Genomic DNA, 21,653 nt, shown 5'->3' on the forward strand with positions numbered 1-21,653 from the left:
GCTCCCTTACTCCGGCATGTCGGCAAGCGGTAGCCTTACCACGAACCGCGCGCCATCGAGCCTGTCCTCGCGCGCTTCGACGAAGATCGCGCCCTGGTGGCCGTCGACGATCGTGCGCGCGATCGCGAGGCCCAGTCCGGAATGCTGGCCGAACGTCTCGCTGTCGGGGCGGACCGAGTGGAAGCGCTTGAACACGTCCTCGCGCGCCTCCTCTGGCACGCCGGGACCTTCGTCCTCGACCCGGATGACGAGGTCTTCGCCCTCGCGGATTGCGGAGATCGCGATCAGGCCGGCGTTGGGCGAGAAGGAAAGCGCGTTGTCGATGAGGTTCTCGAACACGCGTTCGAGCCGCGCGCCTTCGCCCAGGATAATCAAGCGGTCGTCCGGGTTACGATCGAACCGGAGGCGGATGCCGCGCTCGACCCCACGCGCGTCGCGTTGCGCGACCAGCCCGTCGATCATCGCGGCGATATCGACAGGCTCGAACTTCGCACGGCTGAGCTGGGCATCGAGTCGCGAGGCTTCGGAGATATCCGAGAGTAGCCGGTCGAGCCGGTGCACGTCGTCGCGGACGATCGCAAGCAACTGCGCCTGAAGCGCCGGGTCTTTCACGCGCGACAATCCCTCCACCGCGGACCGAAGCGAGGCGAGGGGGTTCTTCATCTCGTGCGTAACGTCGGCGGCGAATGCCTCGGTCGCGTCGATGCGAGCGCGGAGTGCGAGACTCATGTCCGAAAGCGCGCGCGCGAGCATGCCGAGTTCGTCACGGCGCGAGGGGAGGCGCGGCACGACGACTTCACGTGCACGACCTAACCTGACTCGCACCGCCGCCCGGGCGAGACGACGAAGCGGACGGACGATCGTGCGGGCGAGGAACAGCGACAGCAGGACCGAGACGATCGACACGCCGAGCAGCACCATGCTGAGCCGGAACCGCTCGATCCGCACCGTCTTGGTAATGTCCCGCGCATTGACCGTTGTCATCACGACCCCGCCAGCGCGGAGCGGCGCGGCGGCGGTCAGCACGGGCGTGCGGTCGGGCGCGCGCCAGACCGTCGTGGAGACGGCGCTGCGGCCGCGGACTGCGCTCACGTCGGGCCATTGCTGCGTACCGCTGCGCTCGCGGTAGAGCGGCGGGCGGGGCGCCATTACGATCACGTCGATCGACGCGTCGAGAAAACGGGCGATCGTCTGGTCCCAGTCTTCCTTGTCCGGATCCATCAGCACGAAGTTGCGCAAGCCCAGAGCGCGACTGTCGGCGATCGTGCGCCCTGCCGCATCGAACAGCCGAATCCGTGACCCCGTATCGCGGGCAAGCCGCAGTACCAGCGGATCGCGCAACGCCGGATCGACCGCGGCAATCGCCTCGCCGATCAGCCGTGCTTCGCGCGCCGTCTGCGCAACCCGGTTGTCGACCACCCGGCTGCGATACGAATCGAGATAGAAGAACCCGCCCGCAAGCAGCAGCAGAGCGAAGATGTTGACGGCCAGGATACGCCGCGTGAGCGAAATCTGTCCCGACCACCGCAGCGTGAGGTCGCGGCCGTCGACGCCCAGCTCATTCCTCAGAAAATCGATACCCGGCACCATATAATGTCTCGATCGCGTCGAAGGCTGGGTCGACCTGCCGGAACTTGCGGCGAAGTCGTTTTATGTGGCTGTCGATGGTCCGGTCGTCGACATAGATATCGTCCTGGTACGCCGCATCCATCAACTGGTTGCGCGTCTTCACGATGCCGGGCCGCTGCGCGAGCGTCTCGAGGATCATGAACTCGGTAACCGTCAGCGTCACCGGCTCGCCGCCCCACAGCGTGCGATGCCGCGCCGGATCCATGCTCAGACGCCCGCGATCGAGCGGCCCGGCGGCTTCCGCCTCGGTCTCGGTACCCGGCGACTGCGTCAGCTCGGTACGGCGCAGGATCGCACGGATGCGGGCGATCAGCAGCCGCTGCGAGAACGGCTTGGCGATATAGTCGTCCGCGCCCATCGCGAGCCCGAGCGCCTCGTCGAGCTCGTCGTCCTTGCTGGTCAGGAAGATCACCGGGATCTGGCTCTTCTCGCGCAGCCGCCGCAGCAGTTCGAGCCCATCCATCCGCGGCATCTTGATGTCGAACACCGCGAGATCGGGCGGGTTGTCGGTCAGCGCCTTCAACGCCGTCTCGCCGTCCGAATAGACGCGCGTGACGAAGCCCTCGGTCTGCAGCGCGATCGACACAGATGTCAGGATGTTGCGGTCGTCGTCGACCAGCGCGATCGTTGCCGTCATCTGGGGTCGTTTGCCTCGGTCGTTGGCATGCGGGCGTAGGCCAAACCGCGCCGCCACTCAACTAAGACCGTATCGGCCCGCCCCGCCCGCCCGTATTCGACCGAGGTTACGGCATCGTCAGACACTCAAGGCGTATCGGCGACAGTGATCGAGATATCCCGCTTCATGACTGCCCGCGAGGGAAACGACGCTTTCCCACAGCCAGTTCGGCGCGTCGATGGCGCCGCGGCGGTCCGCATCCAGGACTTTGGCCCAGCCGTGGCGCGTGTCCGCATCCATCTGACGCGCATGCGCCTTGCCGACGACGAAGGCGAGATACCGTGCCGCTTTGACGGCCTGTCCCGCGCTGAACTGCTCGACCTCCAGCTTCAGATCCTGTGGCGACAGTTCGCGGACGAATACCGAACGATCGAGAGCCCGCGCCGCCACCATGCGACTACCGAGATGGGGAGACAGCGCCCGCGCGGCCTCGACCACCCGTGCCGCCTGATCGACCGGCATCTTCGCACCTTTCGCCGCAGGCGCAATCGAAGTGGTCGCTTCCTTCAGGTCGATCAGCGCATAATCCGATCGCCCCTTCGCGTTCTTCAGCCCGACCAGCGCTGCAAAGCGTAACAGCCCAAGCGAACTGCACCCCTTCATCCAATAGGCTGCGTCGACCAGCCTCACGGTTCGATCCCGGTCCTTTTCGTCGAGCGAAAGGACCAGAGCGGCGACGTCCGGCTCCGTGACCAGCGCGGCGAGAGCGTCGCGTTCGGCCTGGTCCAGCGGCCAGAACTTGTCGCCGAGTGGGATCATCGGTTCGCGGCTGGCGAACCGCTCCTTGGCGAGGTGACGCCAGCGCCGTCCCAATGCCCGGCGCTTTACACTGCGAACCGCGTGGGGTTCGGGACCCGCATCGTCACTCGCCGGATCGACCATCGCACTGGCATAGCCGCTCACCATCTCTTCGATCATGTGCGCCGTCGTCACGCCCGGCAGGTCAGAGCCGCGGGCCGCGGTTGCGAGCGACAGGCCGAGGCGGATCAGATCGTGCGCCGGGTTGCCGATGACAGCTTGGTCCAGATCACGAATCTGGATCGCGATCCGTCCGCCGCCGTCGTTGATCGGACCAAGATTGCCGAGATGGCAGTCGCCGCAGATCCAGATTGCAGGCCCTTGCGGAACGCGACGCGACGCCGGCGACTCATCGAGCCATTCGTAGAATTTCGCCGTGTTGCCTCTGACATACGCATGGGTCGATCTTGCCATCTTGAGCTGTCGCTTGGCGGCGAGGATCGCAGGCCGTTCGGCCAGTGTCGGTTTCGTCATGTCGTTCCTTTTCGCCACGACGGAAAGGCACGCCGACGTTCATCATCGACGTACGTCAGTCGATCATACCGGAGAGCCATGTTGTAGCGTTGAAGATCCAAACGTCCGTTCACCCTACTCGTTCAGCACGCCGACCCCGGACCTCGGCTTTTTCTCACTGATCTACGTTGCCATGATCGCATGCGTTAGGCTCTGCTCGCCGCGGGCGTCGATGGCGCAAGCGTTCCGAACACGCACGATCACCGCTAGCATGCGGGCTTTGCTCTATATTGTTTGTGCCGCTACCCAAGACGGCCAGATTAAAAGGATATGCGGTGGCGAGCGTCGAAATATGCGGACTGTCGAAGCGTTTCGGCGACGTGACGGTGCTCCAGCCCAGCGACCTGACGATCGAGCAGGGCGAATTCGTCGTGCTCGTCGGGCCGTCGGGATGCGGTAAGTCGACGTTGCTGCGGATGATCGCGGGGCTCGAGGTGCCGAGCGCGGGGAGGGTGGTGATCGGTGGGCGTGACGTGACCGAGGCGGCACCATCGGATCGGGGGCTGGCGATGGTGTTCCAATCCTACGCGCTCTACCCGCATCTGACTGTGGCGGAGAACATCGCCTTTCCACTCAAGGTCGCAAAGGTCGCCAAGCGCGAGATCGCCGAGCGGGTCGCAGAGGTCGCGGCGATGCTCGACTTGTCGGCCCTGCTCGATCGGCGGCCGCGTGCGCTTTCCGGTGGGCAGCGCCAGCGGGTTTCGATTGCGCGCGCGGTCGTCCGTCGGCCAAAGGTGCTGCTGCTGGACGAGCCGTTGTCGAACCTCGACGCCAATCTCCGAGCGCGTATGCGGCATGAGTTCGCCCGGCTTCACCAGCAACTCGGCGCGACGATGATTTACGTCACGCATGACCAGCTGGAGGCAATGACGCTTGCCAACCGGATCGTCGTGATGAGCGAAGGGCGTGTCGAACAGGTCGGAGAGCCGCTCGATGTCTATCGTCGACCGGCCAGTCTCGCGGTTGCAGCAGCGATCGGGTCGCCGGGCATGAACCTGCTCGCGGGGACTGTGGTTTCCGCCGACGAGACCGGCACGATCGTGCGGCTGGCAGGAGGCGACGCGGTCCGAACCAGCGCGGTCGTTCCTGCAAACGCAGTCGGGGCGGCGGTCACGCTCGGCGTCAGGCCGGAGCATCTCCATGTCGACGACGCAGGGGTGTTCGTCGGTGCGGTCGAGTTGTTCGAGCGGCTGGGGCCCTTATCGTTCGCGCATCTCGGGGCACGCGGGGCGGCGGACACGATCGTCGCGCAATTGCCGGGTGACCGGTCCGTGACGCTCGGCGAGACGTTACGCGTCGGCGTGGCGCCGGAGGACGCGCATGTGTTTGCTGCAGACGGTCGCGCCTATCCCTTCACGCTGCCGCCGAGCAGCCCGGTCAGGTAATAACGCTGCATCGCGAGGAAGAGCAGCAGCACGGGCATCGTCGTGACGACCGCCGCGGCCATCATCAGTTCGCCGTCCGCCGAATGCTCGCGCGCGATCGCCGCGACCGCGACCGGCAGCGTGTAGAGATGCTGGTCGGCCAGCACGATCAGCGGCCACAGGAAGTCGTTCCACGAGCCGAGGAACATGAACAGCGCCAGCGTGACGACGATCGGGGTGAGTAGGGGCAGGACGATCGTCACGAAGATCCGCGCCTCGCTCGCGCCGTCGATCCGCGCCGCGGCGATCATCTCGTCGGGGATCGCGAGCGTCGCCTGCCGCACGAACAGAATCGCGAAGATGCCCGCCAGGCTCGGCAGGATCACGCCGGCATAGCTGTTGACCAACCCGAGTTGCTTGAAGATCAGGAATAGCGGCAGCATCGCGACCTGTCCGGGTACGACCAGCGACGCGATCAGGATCTTGAGCAGTCGCTCGCGTCCGCGGAAGCGGAGCTTGGCGAAAGCGTAGCCGGCGGGCACCGTCAGCAGCAATCCGAACAGGGTCGAGATCGCGGCGATCGCGACGCTGTTGAACAATGCGGGGACGATCCGGTAGTCGAACCACGCGCCGTCGATCAGCCGCCGGACGAGCAACTCGTGGTAGTTCTCCAGCGACCAGTGCGTTGGCCATAGCGGGGTTGGCAGGTTGCTCGACTCGCCGCGCGGCATGAACGAGACGATCACCATGTAAACGAGCGGCGCGATCGTCAGCGCGGTCAGGGCTACCACCGCCGTGTTGGCGAAAATCGTACGGGGTTTTATAGCCATTCGTAGCGCCTTCCGATTCGCGTCTGGACCATCGTCAGCGCGAGGATCATCAGGAACAGCACGAACGCGACCGCGCTCGCCTGGCCGAGGTTCCACCATTTGAAGCCTTCGTCGAACATGAAATACAGGATCGTCGTGGTGCTCTGCGCAGGGCCGCCGAGCGTCATGACATAGGGCTCGGCGAAGATCTGGAGGAAGCCCGCGACGCTCATCACCGCGGCGAGCAGCAACGTCGGTCCGATCGCGGGAAGGGTGACGTGGCGGAAGCGGCCCCAGCGACCGGCGCCGTCGAGCCGCGCGGCTTCCATCAGGTCCTGCGGCACCGCGGACAGCGCGGCGGTGAAGACGATCATGTTGTAGCCGAAGATCTTCCAGGTGACGAAGATCAGGATCGCCGGAATCGAGGTATGCGGGTTGCCCAGCCAGTCGACCGGCGCTGCCCCGACCGTCGCCAGCGCGCGGTTGATGAGGCCCGAGCGTTCGTTGAACAGGAACCGCCACACCACCGCGGTCGCGACGATGCTGGTGACGTAGGGCGCGAACAGCAACACGCGCCACAGCGGCTTCCACCGCACGGTCGCATCGTTCAGCAGCAGTGCGACCGCCAACGACGTACCGATTGCCATCGGCACGCCGAGCACCGCGAACACTGCGGTGTTCGCCAATGCGCGCCAGAACAGCGGCGTCGAGAACAGGTCGACGAAATTCCCAAACCCGACGAAGCGCAGGTTCGCCCAGTCGGCGAGCGCGTAGATCGAGTAGTCGGTGACGGACAACGCCATCGCCAGTGCGGTCGGGACGACGAAGACCAGCGCGATGATCGCGAGCACCGGCGCCGAGAATAGCCAGGCGGCGCGTTCCTGTCGGGTCATGCGAGCGTCCCCGCCTCGACCAGCGCGCGGCGCTTCGCGAGCAGCTGATCAACGCGCGTGTCGAGCCCGGCCAACGCTTCGGGGATTGTCTGGACGCCCCGCACGACGCGCTCGGCGGCGAACTGGATCTCCAGCTTGATCCGCTCCCACTCGATCACTTTCGGCGCGGCGGTGGGAAAGCGCATCTGTTCCTTGAACGGCGCGAGTATCGGCGCGCTGAGTTGCGGCGACGACCACGCGCTCAGGCGGGCCGGAAGATTGCCGATCAGGCGCTGGTAGCGGAGTTCGCTCGCCGGGGAACTGAGGTGACGGACCAGCGCCCAGGCTTCGGCCGGGCGCGACGTCGAGGCGGAAACGCACAGGCTGGTACTCAGCCCCGATACCGCGCCGAGCCCATGCGGACCGGCGAGCCGTGCCGTCCCCCAGCGCTCGGCGGGGATCTCCGCGGCGCGACGGTGAAGATCGAGCAACGTCGTCGGCCCGGTCGGCCAGATCGCGAAATAGCCCTGTGCAAAGGCCGCGACCGGATCCTGGATCTCGGTCGATAGTGCTTTCGGCGCGAGCCCCTCGGCGAAGATCTGGGCGTAGTAGGTGAACGCGGCACGTGCCTCTGGCGTCTGGAAATTCCCCCGCGTATCGTGGTCACGGAGCATCGTCGCGCCGGTCTGACCAAGCATCGTGATGAGCGTGTCCGGCCAGTTGAGCAGCAGCATGAACACGAAATCGTCCGGTCGCTGTCGCTTGATCGCGCGGCCCATGCGGAACCAGCCGTCCCAGTCTTCGGCAGGTGAGGCATAGCCTGCCTTGGCGAGGATATCCCGACGGTAGAACTGGACCTGCGGGGCGACCGACCACGGCACGGCAAAGTCGCGGCCACCGACCCTCGTCGCATCGAGCACGCCGGGAAACATGTCGCCGACCAGCGCTGGCGAGGGGATTTGAGCAATCGCGCCGATCGTCGCGAACTCCTGCACCCAACCGTTATACAGCATCAGCACGTCGGGCATCGCACCGCCGGCTTGCGCAGTCAGCAGTTTCTCATGGCTCGCGGTCGCGGGCAGCGATTGCACGTCGACCGCGATCCCCGTCGCCGCAGTGAAGGCGGGCATCAGCATCGGCGAATAATCGCCTTCGTAGCTCATAGCCCAGAACTTCAGCGGTTCCCCGCGGTGCGTACCGGCGCAGCTTGCGAGACCGAGCGTGGGCAGGAGCCTAAGCGCAGCCCTTCGCGTCCAGTCCTGCGCCTGCTCCCCCATGGCGGGATGGTGGCGCATCCCGGCGTTTCGCGCCACCCCCTTCACGAGCCGATAACGGGCGAAAAATTGCGCTAGGTTAATACCTTGCCGGCAGTTGCTGGGGCGAGATGCTTGCTCCCCGACACGCGATGCGCCTAAGCGAGATGCAACGAATGCCGGCGGGGGCCAATGCCGGCATACAGGGAGAGAAGTCATGCGTAGCGTTCGCCGCCGTTACCTGTTGTCCAGCGTCGCGCTGCTCGCTGCGTCTGCCGCACACGCGCAAACCACGCCCCGCGCGACCGACACGTCCGCCGCGGTACCCGATACCAGTACCGAGATCGTCGTCACCGGATCACGCATCGCCCGGCCAGATTACGAAGCGCCGAACCCGATCGTATCGTTCAGCGCGGCCGACCTCCAGCAGTCGGGCAATACCAACGTCACGACCTTCCTCCAGCGCGTGCCGGCGCTCACGAATTCGCTCGACAGTACGCGCACCGCGGGCAGCAACCAGGCCGACGGCAGCTTCGGGCAGGTCGGCCTCAACCTGCTCGACCTGCGTGGGCTCGGTCCGAACCGCACGCTCGTCCTCGTAAACGGCCGCCGCCACGTGGCAGGCCAGCCCGATACTGCGGCGGTCGACATCAACGCGATTCCAACCGACCTGATCGAGCGCGTCGACGTCCTGACCGGCGCCACCTCCGCGGTGTACGGCGCCGACGGCGTATCGGGCGTCGTCAATTTCGTGCTGAAGCGCAATTTCGACGGCGTCGCGGCGCGCAGCCAGTTCGGTATTTCCGACCGCGGCGATGCCGCCAACCGGTTCGCATCGCTGATCGCGGGCCGCAACTTCGCCGATGGCCGCGGCAATCTGACGCTGGCGTATGAGTACAACGCCGACCAGCCGCTCGCGAACGACGATCGCCGCTATCTGGCGCAGGGCGAGCGCCAGTATTTCGTCAACCTGGACGGCTATGACCCCGCGCGGCCCGGCAGCTACAAGATCGGACCGGTGGGTGACCTGCGTTATCCGTACAGCTCGAACCAGGGCATCGTGTACATCGGCGACCAGGTTTTCCGCGGCGATGGTGCGCTCTACACACCAGGTCGTTTCCTGCAGAACGACGGCTATTCGATCGGCGGCGACGATACACCGGTGGCGGGGTACATCGGCGACATCTTCCCGCGCACCCGCCGGCACGCGGTCAATGCGCTGACGCATTACGACGCGTCGGACGCGTTCAAGATCAGCCTGGAGGGCAAGTTCGTCCAGTCGACCGTGACGAGTTTCAGCGGCTATGGCGGTAATTATCCGGCGACGATCGCGCTCGACAATCCGTTCATCCCCGCGAGCATCCTTGCAGCGGCGACCGCAGCCGGCCTCGGCTCGGTCGACGTCAACCGCAACAATTTCGATATCCCGCGGCGTGGCGAAGAGGATCGGCGTCGTACCTATCGCGGTGTCGTCGACGTCACCGGCCGCATCTCGGAGCACGCCAGCTACGACGTGTCCTACACCTACGGGCAGACCGACGTCCGTGCGACCAAGCTCAACGACCGCCTCAACGATCGCTTCCTGAACGCACTCGACGCTGTGCGAGGGCCGGGGGGAACGATCATCTGCCGTTCGGCCGAGGCGCGTGCGGCCGCCTGTGTCCCGGTCAACACGTTCGGCGGCAGCACGGTGGACCCAGCCTCGTTCGGCTATTTCCTCAGCAACCCGGCCAGCGATGCCCGGATCACGCAACACGTCGCCAATGCCTCGCTGACCGGCGATTTCGGACAGGTCTTCACGCTGCCCGGCGGCCCCATCGCGTTCGCGGCAGGCGGCGAATATCGCCGTGAATCGAGCAGCTTCCGCCCCGCGCAGGCGCTTACCGACAATGCGTTCTACCAATATGACGAATACATCATCCCCACCCCGTCGAGCGGTCATTTCGATGTATGGGAAGCGTTCGGCGAACTCAACGCGCCGCTCCTGAAGGACGTGCCCTTCGCCAGCCTGCTTTCGATCGGCGCGGCCGGACGCTATTCCGACTATTCGACGGTCGGCTCGACCCGCGCCTACCAATTCAACGCGATCTACGCGCCGATCCGCGAGATCAGCTTCCGTGGTTCGTACGGTCGCTCGGTCCGCGCGCCCAACATCGGCGAGATCTTCCGCCCGCAGACCGGCACCAGCAACTTCTTCTCCGATCCGTGCTATCTGAGCAATCGCACGCTCGGCGCTCCGTCCCGCGCTGCGAACTGCCAGGCGCTGATCACCGGCGCAGGCGGCAACCCGGCCACCTTCACGGCGCAGAACAACCCGAACGCAACGATCTTCATCCCCGGCACGCAACAGGGCAATCCGGACCTGCGTGCGGAGGTTGCTCGCACATGGACGGCTGGCGTCGTGCTGCGCCCGGTCTCGGGTCTGTCGATCGGCCTCGACTGGTACGACATCCGCCTGCGCGACGCGATCAACACGCCCGATGCCAACGCCATCGCCGAGCTCTGCGTCGACCAGCCGTCGCTCGACAACGCCTATTGCGGCTCGATCAGCCGCCAGCGTGGCACGGGGTTCATCGACGGTTACGTCGTCCAGCCTCAGAACGTCGCCGCATTCCGCACCGCGGGCGCCGAACTCAACATCGCCTATCGATTCCGTACCGCACGGATCGGCGCGTTCGATATCCGTTTCGTCGGTGGTTATCTGAACAAGCTCGAGCAGATCGCCACGCCGGGTGCGGTGGTCGAGAACAATGTCGACCAGATCTTCCGCCCCAAATACAACTTCAACTTCTCGCCGAGCTGGACGGCCGGCGCGCTGACACTGAGCTACAATCTGCGCTGGCAGGACGGCGTTCGCCGCTTCACCCGGATCGACAGCGACGCCAACCCGAGCCTCGTCGACCCGCGATACTTCCGCTACAAGGAACTCTGGCAGCACGACATCCAGGCGAACATCGCGGTCGACGAGCGTTTCTCGTTCTACGGCGGCGTCAACAACCTCGCCGACCAGAAGCCGGACATCGGCTTCCAGACCAACGTGCCGATTTCACCCGTCGGCCGCTATCTCTATGCAGGCGCCAAGCTGCGCTACTGAGATTTCACGTTACCGAACTGAGAAAACACGCCCGTGCTGACAGACCATATGATGAGCCTGATCACGATGGAGGAGGGCGCGTATATCGACCCGAGTTGCACCGTGGTCGATCCTCATCTCCTGACGCTTCGAAAAGGGGCGTTTGTCGGACCCGAAGGGTTGATCGATGCAGGCGGGACCGTCGAGATCGGCGAAGCGGTGCGCATCAGTTATCGGTGCACGATAATATCGCTCACGCATCATATCACCCGCTCGGTTTGGCGGCGCGGCGTGGATGGTGACCGGCTTCGTCCCGTCATGATCGAACGGGGGTGCTGGATCGGCGCCAACGTGACCATCTACCCGGGTGTGACGGTGCGCGAAGGCTGCGTGGTCAACGCGGGGTCAGTGCTTGCCAAATCCACGGAGCCGAACGGACTTTATTGCCCGCCTTACGCTACCCGCATCAAGGACCTCGACGTCGACTGAATCTCTGACGTCACGTGAAGCTGGAGCTGGTGATGATCGTCATCCCGTTCGCGCTCGTGATGCTCAAGAACAGGCGATCACCGCAACCTCCAAGGAGGGTCGCGGTGATGCTGTATTCACATCTGCCAACGTCGAAACTTAGTGAAAAGCTTTTCCGTCAGCTGCCATGTTCACGGCAGTTAACCGATTTCAGGTCGATTAATTGTCGCGCTCTGCACGCTTGCGGTCGGCCTTGCGCGCACGGCTCACGGCAGCAGCGTGCTCACGTGCGCGCTTTTCCGACGGCTTCTCATAATGCCGACGCAGCTTCATCTCACGATAAACACCTTCTCGCTGCAGCTTCTTCTTCAGCGCGCGGAGGGCTTGGTCGACATTGTTGTCACGGACGATGATCTGCATTCGAATTAGGCTCTCGGCTATCATTGTGTTTTGACGGGCAGCGTCGCTTTATGAGGGGGATGCCAAAAAGCCAAGGCGCAAATAACGGCCTTGCCCGCTCCCATGAGAATTCCCCGCCGAATTTCGACGGGGTGAGCGGTCTATACCGCGGTTTTCCCGGGCGCTCGACGGGAAAGATACGCGGCAACGGCATCGCGCAACTTGGCGCCTCCATGGATGCCGAGCTTGGTCCGCCGCCACAAGATATCGTCGACCGATCGCGCCCATTCCGTGTCGATGAGATAGTCCACTTCGCGAGTCGAAAGACCGTGACCGAGGTCGTCGATACTGGTCGCGTCGCCGAGCACGGCATCGATACGTGTGCCATACGCATGCGCCATGCGCAGCGCGGTCGCTGCATCGAGGAACGGCCAGCGTTTCGCCACCGTCTTTACGAACGCGGCGATCCCGCCAGGCGGCAAGTCACCGCCAGGCAGCGGCGCACCGTCCGTCCAGGCCTTGGTCATTGGGGGAAGGAAAGGCGCAAGCTCCTGCAACGCGTGCTCGGAGAGACGGCGATAGGTCGTGATCTTGCCACCGAACGCGGAGAGTATCTGGGGCGCATCGGTGGTGCCGAGCTTCAGGACATAATCGCGTGTGACCTTGGACGCGTTTGCGTTGCCGTCGTCGAACAGCGGGCGAACCCCGGAGTAACTGGTCACGACGTCGGCCGGGGTCGTCTGGCGCGTGAAATACCGGTTCACGCTCGCGCACAGGTATTCGGTTTCGTCGGGGTCGATGGTCGGCGCGGACGGATCGCCATCGAACGGCTTGTCGGTGGTGCCGACAAGCGTGAGATTGTCCTGATAGGGGATCGCGAAGATCACCCGCTTGTCGTCGTTCTGCAAGATGAACGCGTGGTCGCCCTCGAAGAGTTGCGGCACGACGATATGACTACCCTTGACCAACCGGGGCGGCGGCTCGTGATGCGCCGCCGGCATATTGTCGAGGACCTTGCCGACCCAGGGGCCTGACGTGTTGGCGATCGCGCGCGCGCGGACGATGCTGCCGTCGCCGAGCTTGGCGACCCACCGGTCCGCCTCCCGCGTCGCCCCTTCGAACTTCACGTGCGTCCGGATGTCGGCGCCGCGCTCTGCGGCATCAAGCGCGTTCAGCACGACCAGCCGTGCATCGTCGACCCAACCGTCGGAATAGACGAAGCCGCGTTTCACCGGCTTCAGTCCCTTGCCCCATGCCGTTTGGTCGAGCCTCACGCCGATCGACTTGGGCAGGCGGCTGCGCCCGCCGATATGATCGTACAGGAACAGGCCGATCCGGATCAGCCACGCCGGGCGCATGCCATCCGCCAGCGGCATGACGAACCGCATCCCGCGGATCAGGTGCGGCGCGATGTCGAGCAGCTTTTCCCGTTCCTCGAGGGCTTCTCGTACCAGCCGGAACTCGTACATCTCCAGATAGCGCAGGCCACCGTGGATCAGCTTGGAACTCGCGGAGGACGTATGGGCGGCCAGATCGTCCTGCTCGACCAGCATCACCGATAATCCGCGGCCGGCGGCATCACGGGCGATCCCGGTGCCGTTCACCCCGCCGCCGATGACGAGGAGATCGACCTCGTTCGATCCGCTGCTGTCCGGTCCGCTACTGCTACTCATGCCTTGGTCCTCGAACGTGTTCGATCGACCGCGTCCTGCCACCCCGCCATCAGGGCCGTCCGCTCGTCGGTCTTCATCTTCGGGGTGAACGTCCGATCCTCCTTCCAGGCTCCGGCGATATCGTCCGGACCGCTCCAGATGCCGACCGCCATGCCGGCGAGGAACGCGGCACCTGCGGCCGTCGTCTCGATATTGGCCGGGCGGACCACGTCGGTATCGAGCATGTTGGCGAGAAACTGGCAGAACCAGTCGTTCGCCGCCATGCCACCATCGACGCGGATCTGACGGGCATCGCGCGCACCGTCGGCGACCATCGCGTTCATCAGGTCGGTGGTCTGGTAGGCGACCGACTCCAGCGCGGCGCGGGCGATATGCGATCCGGTCGCGGCAAAGGTGAGGCCCGTGATGCTCGCGCGTGCATCCGGATCCCAGTGCGGCGCGCCGAGCCCGACGAAGGCAGGCACCATGTAGACCCCGCCATTGCCGTCGAGCTTGGTCGCCATGTCGTTGGTATCGGCGGCCCGATTGATCAGCCCGAGCCCGTCACGCAGCCACTTGATCGCGGCACCCGCGACGAAGATCGATCCTTCGAGCGCGTAGGTGATCTCCCCGTCGAGCTGATAGGCGATCGTCGTCAGCATGCCGTTCTTGCTCGTCACGGCCTCCTTGCCGGTATTCAGCAGGACAAAGCAGCCGGTGCCGTAGGTCGACTTGGCGTCCCCCCGCTGGAAGCACGCCTGGCCGACCACCGCGGCCTGCTGATCGCCCGCCATCCCACCGATCGGCACAGCCTTGCCGAGCAGGTCCGAGGTGGTCTCGCCGAAGATCGTACTGTTGTTCTTGACCTCGGGCAGCAGACTCTCGGGAATGTCGAGCATCCGGAGCATGTCCAAATCCCACGCGCCCTTGTGAATGTCGAACAGCAAGGTGCGCGATGCATTCGACGCGTCGGTCGCGTGGACCTTGCCGCCGGTCAGTCGCCAGAGCAGGAAGCTGTCGATCGTCCCGAACGCCAATTCGCCCCGGTCGGCGCGGGCGCGGACGCCATCGACATTGTCGAGGATCCATTTGAGCTTCGTTCCCGAGAAATACGGATCGAGGATCAGCCCGGTCCGCTCACGAACCAGCGGCTCGTTGCCGTCAGCCTTCAATTCCGCGCACAGCTTGGCGGTACGGCGATCCTGCCAGACGATCGCGTTGTGGACGGGTTTCCCGGTCTTGCGGTCCCAGACAACCACCGTCTCGCGCTGGTTGGTGATGCCGATCGCCGCGACCTCGCCGCCGTCGGCGTCGGATGCCTCTTTCAGCGTGGCGACCGTATCATGCCAGATATCCTCGGCATCATGCTCGACCCAGCCGGACTGCGGGTAATGCTGCGCGAATTCGCGTCGCACCGTCTGGCGGGGGACGCCGTCGGTGCCGAACGTCATGCTCCGGGTCGAAGTCGTGCCCTGGTCGATCGCCAGGATGATAGTGTCGGTCACGCCTTGCACTCCTTGGTCGGTACGGAAATCATTGCGGGCCGGCGGCGACGGGCTTGTCGCGCGGGAGGAAGGGCCGGATCAACAGATGCTGGAGCCCGCCACCGATGACAGCGCCGATCAGTGGACCCGCAATCGGCGCCCACCAATAGTTGCCGACCCCCGGAAACGCCGATTTGTCCCACCCCATCAGCCAGGCGAAGGTGCGTGGCCCGAGATCACGGGCGGGATTGATCGCCCAAGCCTCCAGATAGCCCATCGACGCACCGATCACCGCAACCAGCAGGCCAATCACGATCGCGCCAAAATTCGCCTGCGGGGCCATGGTGTTGAACTCGTCGGTGATCGCGAAGATCCCGAAGATCAGGATCGCGGTCAGGATGATCTCGTCGATAAAGCCCTTCATCGTCGTCACCGCGACGCCCGGCGCGGTGAAGAACACGCCTGCACCGCCGCCGCCCGCACGGGTCAACTGCTGCGTCGCGTTGAAGTGATCGATGACATTGTAATACAGCGCATAGACGATCGCCGCGCCGAGGAACGCGCCGACCAGCTGCGCACACCAATAGGGCAGGACCTTCTTCCATGGGAAGCCGCGGTACAGCGCCAGCGCGAGCGTCACGCCGGGGTTGGCATGCGTTCCGGAGACCGCGCCGGTGACGTAGATCGAGATCGAGACCGCCATGCCCCAGGTGATGCAGACCCCCCAATAGGCCGTCTTGTACGGGCTGGGATCATAGAGCGTGTACATCGCCGCGACCGAAAGACCGAACGTCATGACGATGCAGATCGCGACCGCTTCGGAGATGAGTTCGCCAAGATAGGCCTTTGATTCCGGGGTCATCGGCATGGCCCGATCTCCGCAATCGACGTCCGATCGCTCCGATCCGGGCTCGCATGTTCGATTGCCATCCTGCTCTCCTGGTTGGAGGCCGAATCGGTCTAGCCGTCGACCTCTCAAGTTCGTCGCGGACATACTTGCATCAGGCGGCGGCGAGGTAACGTGAATTCATACGCTGCCGGCGCTGGTCGTTCGTCGAACACCGACTGTCATGCGTTGTCTGCAGCCGACACAGTGGCATTGTGAAGTAACAGGAACAACGACGCAGATGGCCGAAACCGATGCCCGCGATGCCACGCTCGCGCTACTCGCCGCGCGAGCCCCTGATGCGTCGGTTTGCCCGAGTGAAGTCGCGCGGGCTCTCGCTACTGCTAGCTCCATCGATGGACGGAAAACAGATTGGCGAGACATGATGCCGACGGTTCACTCCGCGATCGATCAACTGATGATCGACGGTCATCTCCGACTCAGCTGGAAAGGGCAGGCGCTCGAGTCTCGCGCCGGACCCTATCGGATAAGACGCCCGCTCCAGGCATGAGTGGCAGTCGATAGCTGCATTGCGGCGGTCGAACCCCGCCGCCGTGCAACCACCGTCCGATGCGTCAGCTGATGTGAACGGCCTTTGTGATCAGATGCGCGGCAACGCCTTCGGGGCCGTCTTCCGATCCGTGGCCGCTGTCCTTCACCCCCCCGAACGGGCTATCGGGATAGCTGAGGCGGACGTTGTTAATCGCGATCATCCCCGCTTCGATCGCGTCGCCGAGCATGTTCTGGCGTCGACCATTCTCGGTAAAGCAATAGGCGGCCAGCCCGAACGGCAGGCGGTTCGCCTCGGCGACCGCGTCCTCGTCGGTCGTGAAGCGGCTGAGCAGCGCCACCGGGCCGAAGGGTTCCTCGTTCATCGCCCGCGCCGACAGCGGCACATCCGACAACACGGTCGGCTGGAAGAAGAACCCTCCTACGCCACCGTAATCGCCACCCGCGAGCAGCTTGGCGCCGTGGCTCGTCGCGTCGCCGACCAGTTCGGCGATTGCCTCCGGGCGCCGCGCGTTGGCCATCGGTCCCATCTGGCTCGTCGAATCCATACCATCGCCGATCTTCAGCGCACGGGTGCGCTCCGCGAACCCGGCGGCGAAGCGGTCGTAGATGCCGTCCTGCACCTGGAAGCGGGTCGGTGCGACGCACACCTGTCCCGCGTTGCGAAACTTGTGCGCAACCAGCGTGTCGAGCGTCTTATCGAGGTCGCAATCGTCGAACACCAGCACCGGCCCGTGCCCGCCAAGCTCCATCGTCGTCCGCATCATCGTGTCGGCCGCGAGCTTCATCAGCGCCTTTCCGACCGGGACCGACCCGGTGAAGCTCAGTTTCCGCGTGATCGGCGAGGCGAGCAAATGGCGCGAGACCATGTCTGGCACACCGAACACGCACTGTGCGACATCGCCCGGAAGCCCGGCATCCTGGAAGCACCGCAGCACTTCGACCGCGCTACCGGCGGTTTCCTCGGACGGCTTGATGATGATCGAGCAGCCTGCCGCCAGCGCCGGCGCGATTTTTCGCACGACGTTCATGATTGGGAAGTTCCACGCGCAGAATGCTGCGACCGGGCCGACCGGCTGATGCAGGACCATGCTGCGAGTTCCCGACGGACGCGGCAGGACGCGCCCATAGATGCGCTGCGCCTCGGCGGCATGGAAATCGAGCAGCGCCGCCGCGAATGCGACCTCGCCCTTCGCCTCGGCCTGAATCTTGCCCTGTTCGAGCGTGGTGATCCGCGCGATATGATCGGCCCGTTCGCGTAGCAGCTGCGCCGTCCGGATGAGGATGGCGGCGCGCTTTTCCGGCGGAGTGGCACGCCACGCGATGAACCCGCGCTGTGTCGCTTCCAGTGCCCGATCGAGATCGGCGGCATTGGCCAGCGGTAATGCCGCTTGGCCGGCACCAGTCGCTGGATTGAGCACGTCGCGCGTCTCGCGGCCTTCGCCGCCGAGCCATTCGCCGGCGATGTAGAGCCCGAGTTTCGTGTCGTAGGCGGTAGTCATAGATCGTCTCCGTCGATGGCGGGTAGCAGAGCGCACGTCCAACGCGCGCTTCGCCCGGCCGGCACGACGTCCGCACCGCACCGATACGCACCGGATGCCACGGGGCGACCGATCAGCGCGATACCGTATGACCGGCGGGCACGGTGTACACGCTATGTCATGCCTTGGGATCAGTCCTTCAAGCGAATTCCTGCCACGACGGTCGAAGGCTGGGCCCTGCCGAGGCGCTCAGGGGCGCGCACCGTATCTGGCGCGCTCGGCGACGCTGGAGCGGTCCCACCAGGCACGCGCGAGCAGTCGTTCGATACGGTCGGTCGCAGGAGTCCCATACCGGACGAGGACGGCGGGCCAGCCACGATAATGATCGGCTTCCCAGAACGTCACCGGGTCGGTTTCGATCAGGATGGCCTTTTCATCGACCGAAGCATGCAAGACGAAGCTGCCGGGATCCGGTGCAGTCGTCGCGGCAATCATCTTGCCGCGGACCTTCAGCGCCGGCTTGCCGTACGTCGTGCCGAGTTCGACGCCCGAAAATGCAAGACCCGCCGCGACGACGGCGCCCCAATCCTTCATCACGCTCCCTCGTCGTCGCCCATGACGGGTATATCCGCTTGCCGGATCCCGGCAATCATTGGCGCTGTTGAAACGATACCGGATAAGTCACGGTACGGATGGCGAGCATCGGATCCGCGGCGGCGATCCCTGCGGGCATCCGGCCGGGCGAGAATGTCAGCGCACGGTCCGCGGCGGCGCTATTGCCGGCGAGCGCCGCGATCGTGACCGTACCCAGCTTGACCAGTTCGCGCGTCGACGGCCAAGCAATCGACGGATCGTCGACCAGGTCGCCAGCCTCGCCGAGTTGGGCGTACCAGTCGAATCGTATCGGCCCGGCGGCGATGCGCTTCGTGATCTCCGGTTGCAGATACTCGGCCGATGGCCCGGGCCCGGCCGCAAAATACCGTTCGCCGGCCGTCGGGACGAACCGGTAGCGAACAGGATGCGTGCGCCCTTTGCTGTCTGTGAAGGTGACCGCGTTGACGCCGAAATAGGCGGTCGTGGCGTAGCTGATCGGGGCAGGGTGCTGAGTCGTCAGGAACGTCTTGGCGATCGGATGGCTCGTCAGGAACAGATCGAGCGGCGTTGGCGCTGCAACACCTGCACCGCTCGTGCCGATCGCCCGCAGCAGCGCGCCGAACTCGCCGGCGGTCCGCGTCTGGAACCCATCGAAATTGTGCGTGACGATGTCGAGCACGGGGGCGGTATCCGAGCCGAACCGGATCGCCATGCCGCGTGGGTTCGCATTCGGATCATTGTCGGGAATTGCGGGGAAGCCCGTGAAGTTCGAAAAGCGGATGGTGACGTCGCTGGTCCTGGTGAACACGCTGGCATGCGAAATCGAACGTGCGTCTGGGCTGGGATCGAAACGGCCCGTCAGGATGATCCCCTTGGCGTGCACCGCGCGGGCATGGTGCACGCCGAACGCGGTGTGCAGATCGTCGACCAGATGCGTGTCGTCTTGAGGACCCGCATCTGTCGCCATTGCCGAAGCAGGGACCAGGAGCAGCGCGCACGCAGTGGTGAACCGGGCTTGTGTCATGTCATGTTCCTGAAGGCGAGAGATGCGGGCTTGGGATGCGGGCGTACGGCGCGAATGGGCCTCCGATGAGGACTGCGCACCGATCGAGGTAGCTGACACACCCGTCTCTGCCAGTCCCGAGATCTGCGAAAACGACTACACCGTCGTGGTACCTTCGAGCCGACGCTACGCCCTCGATCCGCCGTCGAATGGGGCCGAATGGTATAGCCGTTTCGTCGAGGTTTGGGTCTGGCGCGGTTTCACCCTGCTACTAGGACCCGAGTCTTGAAACGGAGTTGTTGTCGATGACGAGTGCAGAACCGGGTAACCCGACCGTGTCCCGGCACGCGCAGGCCGCACGCGACGCGAAGCGTTCGCACGCTGCCTCGCTGGGTATCGACGATGCCTTCGTCGCGCGGATGATCGACGAATTCTATGCCAGGATCCGCGACGATGACGTCCTGGGGCCGATCTTCGCGGCGCATGTCGTCGACTGGCTTCCGCACCTCGCGCAGATGAACCGGTTCTGGCGATCCGTGCTGTTCAGTTCGGGCGAGTTCGCCGGCAATCCGATGGCGAAACACGTCGTGATCCCTGATCTCACGCGCGTCGAATTCGCGCGCTGGCTCGCACTTTTCGATCAGACCCTGAGTGCGATAGGACCGGAAACCACCCGCGCGCATGTCTACGACCGGGCGCGGATGATCGCCAACAGCCTGCTCAGCGCAGCGATCGTGCACCGGGACGGCGGGCTCGGGCTCGGCAAGGCCGACGGTCTCTGAGCGGGAGCGTTGGGTTTGTCAGCGGCGCGTTGTCCCGCTTTGCTGTGTCCTGAGCGCATCCACCAGCGACCGAACCTGTCGGCGCACGCGCGCGACGATAGCCGGATCGCTATCCAGTCGGGTATCGAAAGTCTCGCCGGCGAAAGCCAACGCGTCGGGCAGCACGATCACGCCGATCTCTTCCAGGACCGCGCGCAGGTCGTGCAACGCCGCGAGTGCGTCGTCGAGGTCATCGGATACCGACATGATCGCCGCGATCTTGCCGCGAAACGGCGTCGGCCGCGCCACGCGGAGCGGGGGCAGGGATCCCCAATCCAGAGCGTTCCTGAGCGGCAACGGCAGCGAGCCTGCATATCCAGGCGTGGCGATCAGCAGGCCGTCATGCGCGCACAGGATCTGGCGGATCACCAGCCCGCCTTGCGGCATTGGCGCTGTGCCAAGAACCGTAGCGTAGATCGGCAGGTCCAGGTCGCGGACGTCCAGGACCGACACGTCTGCGGGAATCGCCAATGCGGCTTTGACAGCCACGTCGAGCAGCCGCGCGTTCCGTGAGCCGGTCCGCGAACTTCCGGAGATCGCCAACAGTCCGACCCGGCCCGTCCAGGGCGCGTCTTCGGAGGGTGTCGTGCGGTCGTTCACGAGGCGACCACATCAGCATGAACGGCCGTGCGTAAGGCCCAAGAGATGGCACAGGGACTGTACCAACATAGCTGACCCGGCTTGGTACACTGGCTTTGGCAAGTCTCGGTGCTCGTGTGCAGTCCGACGCGAGGTTAACACAGATCAGCAGGACGTCATCGGCGTCATGGCCTCACGAGAACGAGCAAAGGGTTGTATCATGAAGATCGTCGTGATCGGAGGAACCGGGCTGATCGGTTCAAAAGTCGTCGCGAAACTGTCCACGCTGGGGCACGACGCACACGCCGCGGCGCCGAATACCGGTGTGAACACCATCACCGGCGAGGGGTTGGCGGCGGCGCTGCGTCCTGTGCAGGCACGCCCATCTGGAACGGCAACGGCTTCAGATAGAAGCCACGCTCGATCCCTTGCATCGGACGCGGGATGTCGACCGCAATGGCGGCCGGCAGGCTGATCGGCTTTTCCGCAACCCGCGTGCCCGCCGCGCCGGACGACACCACGAGTGCCTCGTCGGTCAGCCGTTCATACGCCGTCTTCACCGTGCCGCGTGCCACGCCCAATTGGGTCGCCATGTCGAGCCACGACGGCAGTCGTGCGCCCGGCTCCAGCCGCCCCTCGACGATCGCGTCGCGCAGGTTGACGGTGATCTGTTCGGCGAGCGGCATCGGCCGATCGCGATCGATGACGATCGACGGGGGCGAAGCAGCCGATGGCATGCTCATGTTCGTCTCCCTGAGGTTCGGGTGCAGCTGATGACGCAAACCCGCT

The 21,653-nt window shown here is 64.9% G+C and carries 20 protein-coding genes; 5 read left to right on the top strand and 15 right to left on the bottom strand.

The window, feature by feature from the left end; all coding sequences use genetic code 11:
- Positions 1–6: 6 nt before the first annotated feature.
- From O6X71_RS03370 to O6X71_RS03380, 3 genes are all read right to left on the bottom strand, one after another.
- Positions 7–1,590 (bottom strand): sensor histidine kinase, encoded by a 1,584-nt coding sequence (locus O6X71_RS03370; protein ID WP_353464433.1) that lies wholly within the window; start codon positions 1,588–1,590, stop codon positions 7–9.
- Positions 1,559–2,266 (bottom strand): response regulator transcription factor, encoded by a 708-nt coding sequence (locus tag O6X71_RS03375; RefSeq protein ID WP_056058673.1) that lies wholly within the window; start codon positions 2,264–2,266, stop codon positions 1,559–1,561. The genes O6X71_RS03370 and O6X71_RS03375 overlap by 32 nt, the downstream gene beginning before the upstream one ends.
- A gap of 117 nt (positions 2,267–2,383) precedes the next feature.
- The gene (locus tag O6X71_RS03380) at positions 2,384–3,577 is read right to left on the bottom strand and encodes a DUF2252 family protein (protein ID WP_353464434.1); all 1,194 of its coding nucleotides are present in this window, start codon (positions 3,575–3,577) and stop codon (positions 2,384–2,386) included.
- 314 nt (positions 3,578–3,891) lie between these two features.
- Between O6X71_RS03380 and O6X71_RS03385 the strand changes: the two genes are divergently transcribed.
- Positions 3,892–5,001 (top strand): ABC transporter ATP-binding protein, encoded by a 1,110-nt coding sequence (locus O6X71_RS03385; protein WP_353464435.1) that lies wholly within the window; start codon positions 3,892–3,894, stop codon positions 4,999–5,001.
- Here the strand turns inward: O6X71_RS03385 and O6X71_RS03390 are convergent.
- The 3 genes from O6X71_RS03390 to O6X71_RS03400 are packed head-to-tail and all read right to left on the bottom strand — an operon-like array spanning position 4,962 to position 7,824.
- The gene (locus O6X71_RS03390) at positions 4,962–5,810 is read right to left on the bottom strand and encodes a carbohydrate ABC transporter permease (RefSeq protein ID WP_353464436.1); all 849 of its coding nucleotides are present in this window, start codon (positions 5,808–5,810) and stop codon (positions 4,962–4,964) included. The genes O6X71_RS03385 and O6X71_RS03390 overlap by 40 nt on opposite strands.
- A complete protein-coding gene (locus tag O6X71_RS03395; RefSeq protein ID WP_353464437.1) occupies positions 5,801–6,682 on the bottom strand; it encodes a carbohydrate ABC transporter permease in 882 nt (293 codons plus the stop codon). Before O6X71_RS03395 ends, O6X71_RS03390 begins: the two co-directional genes overlap by 10 nt.
- Positions 6,679–7,824, bottom strand: a complete 1,146-nt coding sequence (locus tag O6X71_RS03400) for an extracellular solute-binding protein (RefSeq protein WP_353464438.1) — start codon at positions 7,822–7,824, stop codon at positions 6,679–6,681. The genes O6X71_RS03395 and O6X71_RS03400 overlap by 4 nt, the downstream gene beginning before the upstream one ends.
- Before the next feature lie 307 nt (positions 7,825–8,131).
- On the opposite strand from O6X71_RS03400, the gene O6X71_RS03405 reads away from it, so the two are divergent.
- Both O6X71_RS03405 and O6X71_RS03410 read left to right on the top strand, forming a co-directional pair.
- Positions 8,132–11,008, top strand: coding sequence for a TonB-dependent receptor plug domain-containing protein (locus tag O6X71_RS03405; RefSeq protein WP_353464439.1), 2,877 nt, complete (start codon positions 8,132–8,134; stop codon positions 11,006–11,008).
- A gap of 51 nt (positions 11,009–11,059) precedes the next feature.
- Positions 11,060–11,476: an acyltransferase gene (locus O6X71_RS03410; RefSeq protein WP_353464440.1), complete on the top strand. Its 417-nt coding sequence runs from the start codon at positions 11,060–11,062 to the stop codon at positions 11,474–11,476.
- 198 nt (positions 11,477–11,674) lie between these two features.
- Here the strand turns inward: O6X71_RS03410 and rpsU are convergent, their stop codons facing one another.
- The 4 genes from rpsU to O6X71_RS03430 all read right to left on the bottom strand — a co-directional run bounded on the left by rpsU (position 11,675) and on the right by O6X71_RS03430 (position 15,852).
- Positions 11,675–11,875: a 30S ribosomal protein S21 gene (rpsU, locus tag O6X71_RS03415; RefSeq protein ID WP_031393196.1), complete on the bottom strand. Its 201-nt coding sequence runs from the start codon at positions 11,873–11,875 to the stop codon at positions 11,675–11,677.
- 140 nt (positions 11,876–12,015) lie between these two features.
- Positions 12,016–13,527, bottom strand: a complete 1,512-nt coding sequence (glpD, locus tag O6X71_RS03420) for a glycerol-3-phosphate dehydrogenase (protein ID WP_353464441.1) — start codon at positions 13,525–13,527, stop codon at positions 12,016–12,018.
- The gene (glpK, locus tag O6X71_RS03425) at positions 13,524–15,011 is read right to left on the bottom strand and encodes a glycerol kinase GlpK (protein WP_353464442.1); all 1,488 of its coding nucleotides are present in this window, start codon (positions 15,009–15,011) and stop codon (positions 13,524–13,526) included. Before glpK ends, glpD begins: the two co-directional genes overlap by 4 nt.
- 28 nt (positions 15,012–15,039) lie before the next feature.
- The gene (locus O6X71_RS03430) at positions 15,040–15,852 is read right to left on the bottom strand and encodes an MIP/aquaporin family protein (RefSeq protein WP_353464443.1); all 813 of its coding nucleotides are present in this window, start codon (positions 15,850–15,852) and stop codon (positions 15,040–15,042) included.
- Between the two features lie 265 nt (positions 15,853–16,117).
- On the opposite strand from O6X71_RS03430, the gene O6X71_RS03435 reads away from it, so the two are divergent.
- A complete protein-coding gene (locus O6X71_RS03435; protein WP_353464444.1) occupies positions 16,118–16,387 on the top strand; it encodes a DUF3253 domain-containing protein in 270 nt (89 codons plus the stop codon).
- Between the two features lie 64 nt (positions 16,388–16,451).
- Here O6X71_RS03435 and O6X71_RS03440 read toward each other — a convergent pair whose 3' ends face one another.
- From O6X71_RS03440 to O6X71_RS03450, 3 genes are all read right to left on the bottom strand, one after another.
- On the bottom strand, positions 16,452–17,888 hold the full coding sequence (locus tag O6X71_RS03440; protein ID WP_353464445.1) for an NAD-dependent succinate-semialdehyde dehydrogenase: 1,437 nt from the start codon (positions 17,886–17,888) through the stop codon (positions 16,452–16,454).
- A gap of 228 nt (positions 17,889–18,116) precedes the next feature.
- The gene (locus O6X71_RS03445) at positions 18,117–18,461 is read right to left on the bottom strand and encodes an MmcQ/YjbR family DNA-binding protein (RefSeq protein WP_353464446.1); all 345 of its coding nucleotides are present in this window, start codon (positions 18,459–18,461) and stop codon (positions 18,117–18,119) included.
- A 55-nt stretch (positions 18,462–18,516) separates the two neighbouring features.
- Positions 18,517–19,485: a catalase gene (locus O6X71_RS03450; protein WP_353464447.1), complete on the bottom strand. Its 969-nt coding sequence runs from the start codon at positions 19,483–19,485 to the stop codon at positions 18,517–18,519.
- A gap of 284 nt (positions 19,486–19,769) precedes the next feature.
- Here O6X71_RS03450 and O6X71_RS03455 point away from each other — a divergent pair, with 284 nt between their 5' ends.
- Positions 19,770–20,246, top strand: a complete 477-nt coding sequence (locus tag O6X71_RS03455; protein WP_353464449.1) for a group III truncated hemoglobin — start codon at positions 19,770–19,772, stop codon at positions 20,244–20,246.
- A gap of 18 nt (positions 20,247–20,264) precedes the next feature.
- On the opposite strand, the gene O6X71_RS03460 is transcribed toward O6X71_RS03455, so the two are convergent.
- Both O6X71_RS03460 and O6X71_RS03465 read right to left on the bottom strand, forming a co-directional pair.
- Positions 20,265–20,885 carry an NADPH-dependent FMN reductase gene (locus O6X71_RS03460; protein WP_353464450.1) on the bottom strand — a complete coding sequence of 207 codons (621 nt, stop codon included), beginning with the start codon at positions 20,883–20,885 and terminating at the stop codon, positions 20,265–20,267.
- A gap of 314 nt (positions 20,886–21,199) precedes the next feature.
- Entirely contained in the window at positions 21,200–21,607 is a 408-nt protein-coding gene (locus O6X71_RS03465; protein WP_353464451.1) for a winged helix-turn-helix domain-containing protein, read from the bottom strand.
- Positions 21,608–21,653: the final 46 nt, after the last annotated feature.

Origin of the sequence: Sphingomonas faeni, from assembly GCF_040407505.1 — a bacterium.
GTDB lineage: Bacteria > Pseudomonadota > Alphaproteobacteria > Sphingomonadales > Sphingomonadaceae > Sphingomonas > Sphingomonas faeni_E.

Bases quoted from the DNA above. Each gene is read 5' to 3' on its own strand.
- O6X71_RS03370 (WP_353464433.1), bottom strand. From the start codon at position 1,590: ATGGTGCCGGGTATCGATTTTCTGAGGAATGAGCTGGGCGTCGACGGC.
- O6X71_RS03375 (WP_056058673.1), bottom strand. From the start codon at position 2,266: ATGACGGCAACGATCGCGCTGGTCGACGACGACCGCAACATCCTGACA.
- O6X71_RS03380 (WP_353464434.1), bottom strand. From the start codon at position 3,577: ATGACGAAACCGACACTGGCCGAACGGCCTGCGATCCTCGCCGCCAAG.
- O6X71_RS03390 (WP_353464436.1), bottom strand. From the start codon at position 5,810: ATGGCTATAAAACCCCGTACGATTTTCGCCAACACGGCGGTGGTAGCC.
- O6X71_RS03395 (WP_353464437.1), bottom strand. From the start codon at position 6,682: ATGACCCGACAGGAACGCGCCGCCTGGCTATTCTCGGCGCCGGTGCTC.
- O6X71_RS03400 (WP_353464438.1), bottom strand. From the start codon at position 7,824: ATGAGCTACGAAGGCGATTATTCGCCGATGCTGATGCCCGCCTTCACT.
- O6X71_RS03405 (WP_353464439.1), top strand. From the start codon at position 8,132: ATGCGTAGCGTTCGCCGCCGTTACCTGTTGTCCAGCGTCGCGCTGCTC.
- O6X71_RS03410 (WP_353464440.1), top strand. From the start codon at position 11,060: ATGAGCCTGATCACGATGGAGGAGGGCGCGTATATCGACCCGAGTTGC.
- rpsU (WP_031393196.1), bottom strand. From the start codon at position 11,875: ATGCAGATCATCGTCCGTGACAACAATGTCGACCAAGCCCTCCGCGCG.
- glpD (WP_353464441.1), bottom strand. From the start codon at position 13,527: ATGAGTAGCAGTAGCGGACCGGACAGCAGCGGATCGAACGAGGTCGAT.
- O6X71_RS03430 (WP_353464443.1), bottom strand. From the start codon at position 15,852: ATGACCCCGGAATCAAAGGCCTATCTTGGCGAACTCATCTCCGAAGCG.
- O6X71_RS03435 (WP_353464444.1), top strand. From the start codon at position 16,118: ATGGCCGAAACCGATGCCCGCGATGCCACGCTCGCGCTACTCGCCGCG.
- O6X71_RS03440 (WP_353464445.1), bottom strand. From the start codon at position 17,888: ATGACTACCGCCTACGACACGAAACTCGGGCTCTACATCGCCGGCGAA.
- O6X71_RS03445 (WP_353464446.1), bottom strand. From the start codon at position 18,461: ATGAAGGATTGGGGCGCCGTCGTCGCGGCGGGTCTTGCATTTTCGGGC.
- O6X71_RS03450 (WP_353464447.1), bottom strand. From the start codon at position 19,485: ATGACACAAGCCCGGTTCACCACTGCGTGCGCGCTGCTCCTGGTCCCT.
- O6X71_RS03455 (WP_353464449.1), top strand. From the start codon at position 19,770: ATGACGAGTGCAGAACCGGGTAACCCGACCGTGTCCCGGCACGCGCAG.
- O6X71_RS03465 (WP_353464451.1), bottom strand. From the start codon at position 21,607: ATGAGCATGCCATCGGCTGCTTCGCCCCCGTCGATCGTCATCGATCGC.